This window comes from Thermogemmatispora carboxidivorans (assembly GCF_000702505.1).
Lineage (GTDB): Bacteria > Chloroflexota > Ktedonobacteria > Ktedonobacterales > Ktedonobacteraceae > Thermogemmatispora > Thermogemmatispora carboxidivorans.
On the sequence record NZ_JNIM01000001.1, the window covers coordinates 1877640 to 1890793 of the forward strand.

The window sequence follows — 13154 nt, forward strand, 5'->3', positions numbered from 1 at the left end:
CTGCAGCAGGAGCACTGCCGACAGCGGCAGCCCTGGCCACTTCGCTTGCTGCCTGCGTACTCCGCTTGCTGGTCATGCTGATGGCTGGCTGGATAGGCTACTCGGGTGACCTATTCTGCCAGACGGAAAAAGGGCAGAGGGGGGCGCCCACTCAGCCGCTCAAAGCTGACCTGAACCGGGGCGCCAATGCGCAGGCGCTCACGTGGCGCATCGAGCAGGCGAGTCATCAGGCGCACGCCTTCCTCTAGCTCGACGAGGGCAATGATGAAGGGAGCCTCGGCGGCGAAGGGACCGAAAGCGCGGTGGGCGACGGTATACGAGTAGATGGTCCCACGTCCCGAAGCACTGACCCAGGTGAGCCGATCGCTATGGCAGTGCGGGCACAGGGTGCGCGGGTAGAAGACGTGGCGCTGGCAGGATGTGCAAAACTGGATGCGTAGCTCCCCGTGCTGGATGCCTTCCCAGTAAGGGGCTGACTCGGGATCGCTCTGGGGGAGGGCGTAAGTTGCTTCCTCGCTCATGCTGCACTCTCTCTTTCAGTCTTTGCCGAGCAAGACGGTGGCCGCTGAGGATAGGACGCCGCCAGTGCCGTGAGCCAGGGCGAGACGGGCCCCGGGGACCTGGCGCGGGCCGCACTCGCCGCGTAGCTGGCGCGTGGCCTCGATGAGCAGAAAGATGCCGTACATGCCGGGGTGGCAGTAGGAAAGGCCACCGCCGTTGGTGTTCATGGGAAAAGGGCCGCCCGGAGCGGTACGTTGACCGCTGACAAAGGCCCCCCCTTCACCGAGCGGGCAAAAGCCGAGGGCTTCCAGGGTCATGATGACCGTGATCGTGAAGGAATCATAGATTTCGGCAACGTCGATCTCTTCGGGCCGCAGGCCGGCCATACCAAAGGCTGCCTGGCCGGAGGCAATAGCGGCCTGATGGACGGCCAGATCTGGCATGTTGGCAATCGTCGCATGGGTATGGGCTTCACCGTGGCCCAGCACCCAGACCGGCGGCTTGCGAGTCTGGCGCGCCCGCTCCGCTGAAGCCAGCACGACGGCTCCTCCGCCATCGGTGACGAGACAGCAGTCGAGCAAATGCAGCGGCTCGGCGATCCAGCGGGAGTTGAGCACATCCTCGATCGTGATGGGGTCGCGCATCATGGCCTTCTCGTTGAGCATGGCCCACTTCCGCGTCGCCACTGCGACTTCGGCCAGTTGCTCGCTGGTGGTGCCGAACTGGTGCATATGGCGCATGGCGGCCAGAGCATAGGCCCCTACTGGCGTGGGCAGCCCAAACGGTCCCTCGAACTGTTCCGTGAGACGGTATGCGGGGCTGATCCGGCCACGGGAGCGGTCGGAGCGCTGGGTACTGCCGTAGACGATGAGGGCTACTTCGATGAGACCGGCTTCGATGGCGGCCACAGCGTGCTCGATGTGGGCCTCAAACGAGGAGCCGCCGATATTTGTCGAGTCGCTATAGCGCGGCCTGAGACCGAGGTACTCGGCCAGGGTCAGGGTGGGAGACCAGGACCAGTTGCCGGCGCAGAAGAGGGCGTCGACCTCGTCGAAACTCAGCCCGGCATCTTCGAGGGCGGTGCGGGCTGCCTGGGCTTGCAGCTGCAGGACGGTTTTGTTGGGAGTGTAGCCCAGGTCGGACTCGGCAACGCCGACAATGGCGGCGCGCGGGCTACGCGGCGCGGATGCTTTGGACATGCATGCCTCCAGCCTGTCTACGTGTTTGTAGTATTAGTCTATCATCTTTCCCTCGGTCCAGCCCAGGTGCCGGCCACGCTGCTCGCTGCCAGTCGCGCAAGGCTCAATGAGGGAAAAGAAAGTGACAAAACAGCGCATGGATGATGATCCTTTCCCGTGACAGCGCGCGGCCACAGAGGAGCGCTTTGCAGCGGCAGGACACAGTCAGCCGTTCTATAAACAGACGGCCAGTCCGGGCAGGCCCATCCCTGACCAGACCAGCCAGACAGATGGATAGCCAGCAGGCTGGTACCAGCTCTGGGGAGGAGCCTGGCCATTGGCAAGACCAGGTCCAGCAACGGAAGGAGTTATCTCTATATGGATGAGGAGACGCTTGCGCAGGCGGAAGAAGCGCGCTTACATCAGGCGGCGAGCCATGAACGCAACTGGGAACGTTGGGGCCCCTATCTGGCTGAACGCCAATGGGGGACGGTACGCGAGGATTATTCCCCCGATGGAAACTGCTGGGACTATTTTCCCCATGATCACGCTCGTAGTCGTGTCTATCGCTGGGGCGAGGATGGACTGCTGGGTATCTGTGACCGTGAGTGTCGGCTCTGCTTTGCTGTAGCCCTATGGAATGGCCAGGACCCTATTCTCAAGGAGCGGCTCTTTGGGCTGGCCAACGCCGAAGGCAATCACGGTGAGGATGTCAAAGAATACTATTTCTACCTCGACGCTGTGCCCAGCTCTGCCTACCTGCGCGCCCTCTACAAATATCCTCAGCGAGCCTATCCCTACGCGCAGCTTCTTGAGGCGAATCGTCGGCGCTCTCGGGCGGAGCCGGAGTACGAGCTGCTCGATACCGGGATCTTTGATGAAAATCGCTACTTTGATCTCGGCGTCGAATATGCTAAAGCCTCTCCCAATGACATCCTGATCCGCCTCACGGTGGCCAATCGTGGCCCCGAGACAGCGACGCTGCACCTGCTGCCCACGCTCTGGTTTCGCAATACCTGGAGCTGGGGCCAGCAGGGTGAGGATTACTGGCCCAAGCCCCGTCTGAGTACCCCCGATGGTCAGGCCCTCGTGGCCGATCATGTCTCGCTGGGCCGTTTCTGGCTGCTCGCCGAGCAACGGTCGGATCTGCCGACGCCGCGTCTCCTCTTCACAGAAAACGAAACGAACTTCCAGCGCCTCTTTGGTGCCACCAATGCCAGCCCTTACGTCAAGGATGCCTTCCATGCCTATGTGATCGAAGGGCGTCAGGAGGTGGTCAATCCAGCTCACGAGGGGACGAAAGCCGCCTTTTACTATGTGCTCACCTTGCCCGCCGCTCAGGAGTGTCAGTTACATCTGCGCCTCTTTGCCGAGAGCGAAGCGCCGACTGCCCCCTTTGGCGAGAGTTTCACGACCCTCTTTTCCCAGCGCCAACAAGAGGCCGACGCTTTCTATGCGGCGCGCATCCCGTCTGCCCTCCCTGAGCAGGCGCAGCGGGTGATCCGGCAGGCCAACGCCGGTCTCCTCTGGAATCGCCAATTCTACAACTATGACGTGGCCACCTGGCTCAAAGGCGATCCAACGCAACCCGTGCCGCCGCCTTCTCGTCTCAGCGGGCGCAACGACGACTGGAAGCATCTTTTCAATCGCGATATTCTCTCCGTCCCTGACAAATGGGAATACCCCTGGTATGCTGCCTGGGATCTGGCCTTTCATGCTGTGGCCTTTGCCAGCCTTGACCCTGACTTTGCCAAGCAGCAGCTAATCCTGCTCTTGCGCGAATGGTATATGCACCCCAATGGGCAGCTCCCAGCCTATGAATTCGCCTTCTCGGATACGAATCCGCCGGTCCATGCCTGGGCCTGCTGGCGAGTCTACAAGATGACGGCGGCTCGTGGCGCCCGCGATCTCCAGTTTCTGGCCCGTACCTTTCATAAACTCCTCATCAATTTCACCTGGTGGGTCAACCGCAAGGATATCGCGGGCAGGCATCTCTTTAGTGGCGGCTTCCTGGGGCTTGATAACGTTGGCCTCTTCGACCGCTCACGCCCTCTCCCCGGAGGCGAGCAGCTGGAGCAGGCCGATGGCACTGCCTGGATGGCCTTCTACTGCCTGACGATGCTCTCCATTGCCCTGGAGCTGGCCCATGAGGACCATGCCTACGAAGATGTCGCCTCCAAGTTCTTCGAGCACTTCATTGCCATTGTAGATGCCATGAATGCCCTGGGTGGAAACGGCATGTGGGATGAAGAAGATGGCTTCTACTATGATCAGCTGCTCATCGATGGGCGCAGCCTGCCCCTCCGAGTGCGCTCGGCGGTCGGCCTCATTCCTCTCCTGGCGGTCGACATCCTCGATGACGAGCGCCTCGCCGCTCTGCCCGGCTTCACCAAGCGCCTGCGCTGGTTCCTGGAGAATCGGCCCGATCTGGCCCGCCATATCTCCTACCTGCAAGGAGGTGGCCAACACTCTGAAACGCATCGGCTCCTTGCCATTCCCTCGCGTGAGCGCCTGCTGCGAGTCCTGCGCTACCTTCTCGATGAGAGCGAGTTTCTCTCTCCCTATGGTATCCGCTCGCTCTCGCGTTACTATCGCGACCACCCCTACACCATTGTGCTCGATGGTCAACAGCTCAGCATTGACTACGAGCCGGCGGAATCGCGCAGCGGCCTCTTTGGCGGTAACTCTAACTGGCGCGGCCCTATCTGGTTCCCATTGAACTACCTGCTGATCGAAGCCCTGGAACGCTACCATCGCTTCTACGGGGCGAGCCTCCTGATCGAGTGCCCCACTGGCTCAGGGAAGTGGCTGACACTGGCGCAGGTGGCCCAGGAGCTGACCAGGCGTCTCTGTCGTCTCTTCCTGCCCGATGAGCAAGGAAGCATTGCCTGGTGTGGGAGCGAACAACGCTTTCTTACCGACCCGCACTGGCGCGATCTGGTCCTCTTTTACGAGTACTTTGATGGTGATACGGGGCGTGGCCTGGGTGCCAGCCATCAGACTGGCTGGACCGCTCTCATCGCTCGTCTGCTGACAGACCTGGCGAGCGAGACGGCGGCTCTCTGAGCATGAGCAAGAGGGGCTAACGCTAGAGACGGAGACGCGAGCCAGAGGGGCCGTCGTCGGGCGAAATCAGGCCGTGGCGAATGGCAAAGCGCACCAGATGCGGGATATCGTGCAGTCCAAGCTTCTCCATAATATTGGCGCGGTGGGCCTGCACGGTTTTGACGCTCAGCACGAGCCGGTTGGCGATCTCCTGGCTGGTGTAGCCCTCGGCGACCAGTGTCAGGACCTCCAGCTCACGCGGGCTGAGCACGCGCAGCTCATCGGTCGGCTTCTCTGCCTCCTCACCAGGAGGCGACTCACGGGCAGGCTGGCCGCTCTCCTGAGTCTGACTCTCTTCCTGGGCCGTGCAGTGTTCCAGATAGACGCGGATCAGCGAGCGAGCCAGACCAGGGTAGAGGAAGGCCCCGTTGTCGGCCAGGGCCCGGACCGCGCTCTGCAGCTCGGCTGGCGCCGCTTTCTTGACCAGGTAGCCGCTAGCCCCCACGCGTAGGGCCTGCAGAAAGTACTCCTCGCTGTCATGCATGGTCAGAATGAGAACCTGGGTCTCCGGCTGCTCAGCACGGATGCGACGGCAGGCCTCCAGGCCATCCATTTCTGGCATCGTGATGTCCATGACTACAATATCTGGCCGCAGTTGGCGCGCCATCTCTACTGCCCCTGTGCCCGTCTTGGCCTCCCCGACAATGTGGATCTCCGGCTGCAGCGTTAACAGCAGCTTCAGGCCCTGGCGCAAAATATCGTGATCGTCGGCCAGCACCAGACGAATCGTTCGATCAGCTGTACGACAAGCGCTGGCCGGCTGCTCGTCCTCCATTGCTTTCTCCCTTCTTGCCTCCTCTTGTCAACAGTGTTTTATTATTAGGTAGTGTAAGGCCAGCAAGAGCCATTGCCAACCTGGCCTGGCCCTGCCCGGACGGGCGAGTTATGCTGGTCTCAACCGCTGACTCAGCACGAAAGGAAACGCGCCTCTGCTGCCCATGCATGGAGCGTGCCAGAAAGAGAATGACGATGCGGATCATCTGGGAATGGCTGCGGCGCTGGCAGCTCTCGCTCTTCGAAAAAGTCATCCTCACTAACAGTCTACTCTTGCTGGCAGAAGCTGTCACGGCCCTCTGGGTGACCAGCCACGCACTGGAAGCCCATCATTTTCTCATTGACACGACCTTTCTGGTTGCAGCTACCTTGCTCAGTATTGCCATCAATGCCTTCCTTTTACGTGCCAGCTTTAGACCGCTCTTTCGTCTGCTGGGAGTCATTCGCCAGATCAGCGCAGGCAAGACCGAAGCTCGGGCCGAGTCGGCCCCCGCAGATTCCTCTGAAGTAGGCCAGCTTGCGGCTGCCTTCAATACGATGCTGGACCGTCTGGAAGAGCTGCGCCGTCAGCAATCGGCGCTGATTTTGCAAGCCAGAGAGGAAGAGCTGCGGCGCGTGTCTCGTGAATTGCACGATGAAAGCAGCCAGAATCTGACCGCTGTTCTCGTCTACTGCGAGATCCTCCTGCGAACCGTGGAGAGCCTGCCCGCAGAGAGTATGACGAGCGAGACGCGCCGGCAGCTCATTGCAAGCTGCCAGCAGCTGAGCGAGCTGGCCCAGCAGACGCTCGATGCCGTTCGTCAGCTCTCCCAGCGCCTGCGCCCGCCTGTGCTCGACGACCTCGGTCTGGTCGCGGCCTTGCGCTGGCTGGTTGAAGATTGCCATCGGCGCTTTTGCCTGCCAGTAGAGCTAACTATCGAAGAGCAGGCGCTCTGGCAACGCTTGCCGCCCCCTTATGAGACCACCCTCTTTCGCATTGCTCAGGAGGCACTTACCAACGTGGCGCGACACGCGCGCGCCAGCCGGGCGCAGCTCTCGCTGCAGCTGGCCTCCAGCGCTATCCATCTCTCTATTCGAGATAATGGCTTGGGCTACGATCCAGGGCAGCCCAGCAACGGCCTGGGACTGGTGAGCATGCGAGAGCGCGCTGCTCTCCTTGGGGGGAGACTCTCTATCGATGCGCGCCCGGGCCAGGGGACGCATGTTGAGGCCATTCTCCCTCTGCCAGTGAGCTAAAGATCTTACTCGCCGCACCCTGTCGCTGTGTTTCCCTCCCTGGTACTAGCCTACACGTCTGCCTTCAGCTCAGGCTACTTCCAGATGGAGAATCTCTTGCTGCGGCGTAAAGCCTTTGGCACGCGCCTCTATTTTGATGGCCCAGGCGCCTGGCATTGAGAAAAAGACCAGCACGCTATAGCTACCGTGCCCCTCCTGCCGAATATGGATCGGCGTCGGCCCCATGACCATATCTGGCATCCAGGCCGAAGAGCTGACCTGAGCCTGCTCGATGGGGGTCCCCTGGGGATCGGTGAGCTGCAGCTGCAAGCGTGTTGTCCCCACGCGCAACGGCGGCTCTTCCGTTACGTGCACCCGGAGCACAGCCGGAACCTGAACAGGCCACAGCGCGGCCAGTGTCAGGGCTGCCACGCAAGAAAAAGCCAGGAGCAGCCAAAAAATCGGGCGCACACGCATAAGCGCTCACCCTCTCGGCGTGGTATCCTTCTCCTCTTCACGTGTGATCTCACGTCGCATCTGCGCCAGACCGGAAGAGCTAGCGGGCTGGCGACTCAGGCTCCGACCCAGACCAAGGCCGGCGCCGCCACCGACGAGCAAACCGGCAATGGCTGCCACGCTCACCCACAGTGGCAGATTACTTGCTCCACCCGAGGTCGACGAAGTTGACGTGCTAGAAGCCTGAGCTGTGGGAGCAGGAGCAGGCGTCGAGGTCCTGCTGCTTGCCCCTGCGGGCTGTACTGTGAAGATAAAAGCCCCCTCGGCTTCATCGCCGTCCTCTGCTGAAGTAGTGATCCAGCGGACGATGTAGACTCCATTGCCGTCCGGCTTGATGCGTACCGACATCTCTCGTGGATTGTTCAAGGGAATAGAGGCATTCCCCTGGCTAATAAGCTCCCCAGCTGGCCCGTAGACGAACAGATTACTTTTGCTGGGATCGGGATTCATATTCTCGGCGGTGAAGACCGTCACTGTCGATGGTACCTGGCTAATTGTTGAGCCAATTTTAGGATTGGCATCGATGACCTTAGCATGGGCCGAAACAGGGTTGACATCAACAACGAAGAGCAACAACGCGCTCAAGAGCAGTACACAGCCCAGCTGCACCGAGCGCATGAGTCGCCACTGAGAGTAGAGCATAGTTAGCATCCTCACTTTTTCATCTCCGCAAGTGGCTCCTGCTCTGGCCAAATCGCTGTCTCATCAGACTCTCTCTTCCCATTCATGGAGGAATAGACAGACAAATGGACAGCTTCAGGCCAGACAGCCTCTGGTCGTAGCATAAGAAGCTGCTTACCAGCTGTCCATTAGGAAGAATCCCTATTCTTCCCGCCAGGCACCGTAAGGTGTTCTCACGAAAGGACCAGGCAGCCAGGGAAGAAGCCGCCTGTCGGACGATCGGCAGCCAGAGGGGGCGCCCCAGAAAAGGTTAGTCGGTCAATACCTGCCAGGAGTGTCCCCCGTCCTGGCTGAAAAGCACGCTGGCGGGATAGAAAAAAGCGGCATACAGCAGGGTGGGCTGCCTTGGCGAGAGCTGCAGCGTCATCAGGTCGCTGCGCGAGAAGGTAAAGCGTTTCTGCCAACTGGTGCCCTGATCAGAGGAGAACCACAGATCGCGACCGGCCAGGGCATAAAGAACGTGGCCATCAGCTGAGCTGACCAGGCGTGTCAGGGAAGCATTCGGTGTAGGACCACTCAGGTGAGTGATCTGTTTGCTTCCATCTTGCCAGCGATAAAGACCCTCATCGGTGGCACAGAAGATCAGGCGTGGCTGGGTCCGCGTGGCTGTCAGACTGAGAACCGTCCCATTGACTCCCTGGATGCGCTGCCAACGACTCCCGTCGTCGGTTGTTTCGAAGAGTCCCTGATCACCCCCGAGCAAGAGATGATGGGGCTGCACAGGATCAGTCAAGAACAAGGGGGTCTGCATTGCCGAGAGCGCCCCACTCGTAATAGGGCGCCAATGCGCTCCGAAGTCTGTTGTTTCGTACCAGCCGGCGTAGACGAAGAACGCATAGAAATGGCCAACGGGACCACTACCCGCTTGCACTGAAAAAGGATAGGCCGAGGATGGCAGATGAGAAGGATTGCTCAGACGCCAGCTCTGGCCCCCGTCGCGGCTCATATAGACGCCGGGCTGCTCGCTGCCGATTCCGCTTGGTACAGCAATCACTGCGAGCACACTGGGATCGCCCGGAGCAAGAGCAATCGAGGTCACCATCGCCGGCGCCAGTGCGCCGCGGGGCTGAGGCCAGCTCTTTCCGCCATCGTGGCTCATAAAAAGACCGAAATGTGTTCCCAGATAGAGACTGCGCCCACCATCGCCTACGACCAGCGTATGCAGGTGCGTCTCCGGGTTTGAGAGTGGACGCCCTGGCACTGTTGGATCGGTCGCGCTGCGGCGATTGCTTAAAAGCTCCCAGCTGGCGGCCACAATCACCGCGAGCAAGACGATGGCCAGAAGGACATATGGCCCTCGCCTCTGCCGTCCTCCTGCTTTCGATGCTGACTCCTGCGAAACAAGCTCACCCTGCGAACGCTGCTGTGAAGTCGCCATTGTGCCTCTTTCATCCACGCGCTCGGACTCACGACCCTGGATGCGCAACGGCCTGGTTGCTTAGCGAGCGACAACCAGGATTGGCCTGGCCCGGCGATTGTCTTTACAGAAAAACATTACCATCGAAGGTCAATAGGGCAGATTCCTGATAGCAGCTGTCGAGACGGCTCTCGTCCGTCGGGGAGCGATGGCTCTCAGCTCAGCCTCTCTCTTGACCCCTCCCCGGGGGGTATGGTATACTGGGAAAAGAAGCCCCATGACAGGCAAGACGGACAGCAGAAAGGAGCCAGCCGCTGTGCAAGAAGAACGCCGTCGTGAAGTATTGAAACGGCTCTCCTACATCAAGGGCCATCTCGACGGCATCTCCAAAATGGTAGAAGAAGACAAATACTGTGTTGATATCCTGCGTCAGAGTTATGCTGTACGGCGGGCACTAGAGAAAGTAGAAGCCATCATTCTCGAAGGGCACCTGCATACCTGCGTTCCCGAAGGCATTAAAAGTGGACGTCAGGATGCCGTTGTCGCCGAGCTCCTGCAACTTTTTACTCTTGCAGGCAACCACTTGAAGGCCCAGGAGGCCGGCGAGCTGCCTCCTATGGAGGAATGAAGAGTAAGAAAGAAAGAAAGAAAGGACGATGAGCAAAGGGTATGAGCACCGCGAGCACCTCGGTGACGCTTATCTCACCAGACATTTCCTGTGAGCACTGTCAGCGAGCGATTGAAAGCACGCTGGGTACGCTGCAAGGAGTCGAGCGGGTAAGTGTTGACATCGCAGGCAAGAGCATCCAGCTCTCCTATGATCCGGCGCGGATCTCGCTGGAGCAAATTGAAAAGCAGCTCGACGAGATCGGTTATAGCATTGTCCACTGACGAAGCAGCCTGGTCGTTACGGCCCAGCCGGGTCGACTGACCAGACGGAACCAGGAAGAAGGAGGCGGTGGGGAAGGAGCCGGCAACGTGCTGGCGCAGCGCCAGCTTCTTCCTTCCCCTCGCCTGACCAATGGACTGCTGGCTGGCTGCTCTCAGATCCTGGTGCCTGTCGTGCTGGAGGGTCGGCCCTGGGGAGAGCTGGATGCTGGTAGGACGGACTAGTAAGTCGTTGGCCCCGCCGATCGCGACTCCAGTGGAAAAGTTGCCTCCGTCTGGCGAGGCAGCTCAGTCAGATCGGTGATGCGTAGCCAGCGCACCTCTAAAGCAATGGCCTGGACTGGCAGCCTGGCGATGAAAGAGGCTGCTGCTGGTGATTTCTGGATCAGGTGCTGGCGGATAGCGGCGCTGGCCTCCTCGTCGTTGATCAGCTGGGCCTCAGCCGTTGCCTCCAGCCAGGCTGTAGGCTCTCCTGGCCCGATGAAGATACCGACGCGCGGATTGCGCTGCAGATTCGCCAGCTTGCGCGACGTCAGAATGAAGGTGCAGTAAAGGGTCAGCGTCTTACGTTCCTCACTCAGTGGCTCCTCGGCATAGAAGACACGGGTCACGTACGGCTGGCCATTGTCCTCTGTAGCAATCGCCAGCGTATCATAGCGAGCAAGGAACTCATTAAGAGTTTCTCGTAGTCGGACTTCATCCTGTACTGCGTCCATGATTTTGTCGTCCCCAATGATTTCAAGCCCCGCTGGGCTGCTTGTTGAGAGAACCGGGGTGCCTGGTTCTGCCTGTAGCATACCGCATGGTGGCAAGAACGACCAGTCCAGTCTTCCCTCAAGCAAAGCTGGCTGCTACTCTATAGCTGACGCTTGCTTACCTTTAGCTGCGTTGCGCTTGTGGGCCAGAAACCGGAAAGAGGAACGCGGGTCGGCGATCTCGCCTCTGGCCGAGCAGGTAAGGTAGCCGGTGAGCGCAAACAGGCTCAGCCGAGAGCACGCCCTTGTTTCGAGAAGCGCCTTTTCGTTATGCTTTTAAGAGCATACAACCCCGGTTCAATCGATCCCTATCTAGCAACGAAAGGACCAGTGACAGGAGCCCAATGAGTGAACGTTTTCCCTGCTGGTATCCCCTGCAGATCAGATTTCGCGATCTTGATCCACTCGCCCACGTGAATAATGCAGTTTACTTTACCTATTTTGAAGAAGCGCGCAGCTATTATCTGGGCCTGCTGGAGCGCTGGCTCAAGGAGTGGCCGGGAGAGGAGGCCGCTCAGGAGCGGCAGGGCGCTGAGAATCCCCGTATCCAGACAGGGCCACGAGCGGCGCGCTATGGCCTGCTGGTCAAAGAAGTCAGCTGCACCTACGAACTGCCACTGATCCGCTCAGACCGTGCTGAAGTGGGTGTACGGATCTCACATGTTGGGCGCACCAGCTTTATTATGGAGCACCAGATTCGCGATGCCCACAATCACGAGCGCATTTTCGCTACGGGCCGCTCCGTGATGGTTTGGTGCGATTATCGGACGGGACGCCCGCATCCACTTCCGCCGGCCCTACGCCACGCCTTCGAACAAATGGAGGGGCGCAGCTTTCCCATGCCTGAGTAGGAAAGAAACGCTGGCGCTAGCTACCTCTGGCCTGGCCTCGCTCATCTACGGACCCAGCAGAGTGAGGTCAGGTCGCTCTACTATTGTGGTCTGTTTGTTGTGAGTGAGCCGCCCGGCAGGCTTCTCCTGGGAATCGCTGAAGCCTGAGCAGGCGGAAAACCCACCAGTTGCAGGTCACCGATTGCCAGCCACGGCCCGCCTGGTCAGGTGCGGCCAGGAACGGCGAGAGAGGGAAAGTCGATGACAAAAGATACTAGCACGATCAGGCTGTTTTTCCTAGAAGAGTCGTCTGATCGTCTCTCGCTGAGCTATACTAATTTGAAGATGAAGCCTCATTCTCTGCACAGCGTGAGGTTGCTCTATGCTCTCTTCGATAGTGATGGCGCTGATCTTTGGCTGCGTGCTCTTATTACTGGTCGGTCTGGGACTCTGGGTGCTCCGTCGCCATCGGCGCTCCCGGCGGGCAGAGACGGCCAGCAGTCGCTCATTGGTCGTTGCCTGTGAGGAGCAGCAAGTCAGCGTCGTCCTGCCCGTGCAGGAAGCTATGCTGGTTCCCTTCGAGAAGGCCCAGCCGCTGCCGGGCTTTATTCTCCCTCCTTCATGGTATCGCCGCTGGCGCATGCTGGTCTCCTTGGGCCTCCTGCTCATGTTGGGCCTGGCCCTGGCAAGCCAGGGAGGGATTGTACGCGACACCTTCCGCACTCTGACCGCTACATTCAGTTTCTTCTCTGCATCCTCAACGATGGACCTGCAGACCGCGCCCCATCCTCTGCCCGACACGGCTAGTGCGCGCATCGTCCGTGTCAACTCGGCCTCGCGGAGTCAGTACTACACTGATTACCAGTGGCAGGTCTGGTCTTACTCCTCCTGCTCAGGGATCGCCTTAGAGGAAGTGATGAACGCCTATGGTCGTCATCTCATCGCAGCTGATGTGTTACAGATCGAGCTTCAGCTCGGTGTGTGGGATGTGCAGCTGGGCTTGCTCAAAGAGGATGGGATTGCTATGACGGCGAACTATTTCGGCTTCAATGCCAGCCTGAGTCATACGCGCACGCTGCAGGATATCATTTCCATCGCCAACAGCGGTACGCCTGTCATCGTGAGCATTCGTGACGGCTACTATTTTCCTGGCGGCCATATCTTTGTCATCCGTGGTGGGGATAGCCAGTATGTGTATACGGTTGATTCGTCGCCGGCCAACTTCACGCGCATGACCTACGACATGTTCACCGCCATGTGGCGAGCCAACAACGATTTCAGCGCCGTTGTGACGCCGCGCTAGCCAGCCAGCTCTACTGAGCCTGGTGGTCTAGCTGGCCAGGTCTATCTAAGC

At 59.7% G+C, this 13154-nt stretch carries 14 protein-coding genes; 7 read left to right on the forward strand and 7 right to left on the reverse strand.

Features of this window, described 5'->3' with window-relative positions; translation table 11 throughout:
• Positions 1 to 110: 110 nt before the first annotated feature.
• Positions 111 to 521, reverse strand: coding sequence for a Zn-ribbon domain-containing OB-fold protein (locus N688_RS07430; protein ID WP_052888689.1), 411 nt, complete (start codon positions 519 to 521; stop codon positions 111 to 113).
• A 15-nt stretch (positions 522 to 536) separates the two neighbouring features.
• Entirely contained in the window at positions 537 to 1700 is a 1164-nt protein-coding gene (locus N688_RS07435; RefSeq protein ID WP_052888690.1) for an acetyl-CoA acetyltransferase, read from the reverse strand.
• Between the two features lie 357 nt (positions 1701 to 2057).
• Between N688_RS07435 and N688_RS07440 the strand changes: the two genes are divergently transcribed.
• Positions 2058 to 4745 carry an MGH1-like glycoside hydrolase domain-containing protein gene (locus N688_RS07440; RefSeq protein ID WP_052888691.1) on the forward strand — a complete coding sequence of 896 codons (2688 nt, stop codon included), beginning with the start codon at positions 2058 to 2060 and terminating at the stop codon, positions 4743 to 4745.
• A gap of 22 nt (positions 4746 to 4767) precedes the next feature.
• On the opposite strand, the gene N688_RS07445 is transcribed toward N688_RS07440, so the two are convergent.
• Entirely contained in the window at positions 4768 to 5559 is a 792-nt protein-coding gene (locus N688_RS07445) for a response regulator (protein WP_052888692.1), read from the reverse strand.
• 194 nt (positions 5560 to 5753) lie between these two features.
• Between N688_RS07445 and N688_RS07450 the strand changes: the two genes are divergently transcribed.
• Positions 5754 to 6794 carry a sensor histidine kinase gene (locus tag N688_RS07450; protein WP_052888693.1) on the forward strand — a complete coding sequence of 347 codons (1041 nt, stop codon included), beginning with the start codon at positions 5754 to 5756 and terminating at the stop codon, positions 6792 to 6794.
• 69 nt (positions 6795 to 6863) lie between these two features.
• Here the strand turns inward: N688_RS07450 and N688_RS07455 are convergent, their stop codons facing one another.
• The 3 genes from N688_RS07455 to N688_RS07465 all read right to left on the reverse strand — a co-directional run bounded on the left by N688_RS07455 (position 6864) and on the right by N688_RS07465 (position 9348).
• The gene (locus N688_RS07455; RefSeq protein ID WP_052888694.1) at positions 6864 to 7250 is read right to left on the reverse strand and encodes a FixH family protein; all 387 of its coding nucleotides are present in this window, start codon (positions 7248 to 7250) and stop codon (positions 6864 to 6866) included.
• 6 nt (positions 7251 to 7256) lie between these two features.
• On the reverse strand, positions 7257 to 7931 hold the full coding sequence (locus N688_RS07460) for a copper resistance CopC family protein (RefSeq protein ID WP_162179514.1): 675 nt from the start codon (positions 7929 to 7931) through the stop codon (positions 7257 to 7259).
• Positions 7932 to 8220: 289 nt separating this feature from the next.
• Positions 8221 to 9348 carry a WD40/YVTN/BNR-like repeat-containing protein gene (locus N688_RS07465; RefSeq protein ID WP_052888696.1) on the reverse strand — a complete coding sequence of 376 codons (1128 nt, stop codon included), beginning with the start codon at positions 9346 to 9348 and terminating at the stop codon, positions 8221 to 8223.
• Between the two features lie 295 nt (positions 9349 to 9643).
• Between N688_RS07465 and N688_RS07470 the strand changes: the two genes are divergently transcribed.
• From N688_RS07470 to N688_RS23740, 3 genes are all read left to right on the forward strand, one after another.
• The gene (locus N688_RS07470; protein WP_202901860.1) at positions 9644 to 9955 is read left to right on the forward strand and encodes a metal-sensitive transcriptional regulator; all 312 of its coding nucleotides are present in this window, start codon (positions 9644 to 9646) and stop codon (positions 9953 to 9955) included.
• A gap of 41 nt (positions 9956 to 9996) precedes the next feature.
• Positions 9997 to 10218: a heavy-metal-associated domain-containing protein gene (locus N688_RS07475; protein ID WP_052888697.1), complete on the forward strand. Its 222-nt coding sequence runs from the start codon at positions 9997 to 9999 to the stop codon at positions 10216 to 10218.
• 87 nt (positions 10219 to 10305) lie between these two features.
• The gene (locus tag N688_RS23740; RefSeq protein ID WP_272945031.1) at positions 10306 to 10440 is read left to right on the forward strand and encodes a hypothetical protein; all 135 of its coding nucleotides are present in this window, start codon (positions 10306 to 10308) and stop codon (positions 10438 to 10440) included.
• Here N688_RS23740 and N688_RS07480 read toward each other — a convergent pair.
• Positions 10437 to 10931 carry a pyridoxamine 5'-phosphate oxidase family protein gene (locus N688_RS07480; protein WP_162179515.1) on the reverse strand — a complete coding sequence of 165 codons (495 nt, stop codon included), beginning with the start codon at positions 10929 to 10931 and terminating at the stop codon, positions 10437 to 10439. The two genes, N688_RS23740 and N688_RS07480, sit on opposite strands and share 4 nt — an antisense overlap.
• A 383-nt stretch (positions 10932 to 11314) precedes the next feature.
• On the opposite strand from N688_RS07480, the gene N688_RS07485 reads away from it, so the two are divergent.
• Both N688_RS07485 and N688_RS07490 read left to right on the forward strand, forming a co-directional pair.
• On the forward strand, positions 11315 to 11821 hold the full coding sequence (locus tag N688_RS07485; protein WP_052888699.1) for an acyl-CoA thioesterase: 507 nt from the start codon (positions 11315 to 11317) through the stop codon (positions 11819 to 11821).
• A 361-nt stretch (positions 11822 to 12182) separates the two neighbouring features.
• Entirely contained in the window at positions 12183 to 13103 is a 921-nt protein-coding gene (locus N688_RS07490; protein WP_052888700.1) for a C39 family peptidase, read from the forward strand.
• Positions 13104 to 13154: the final 51 nt, after the last annotated feature.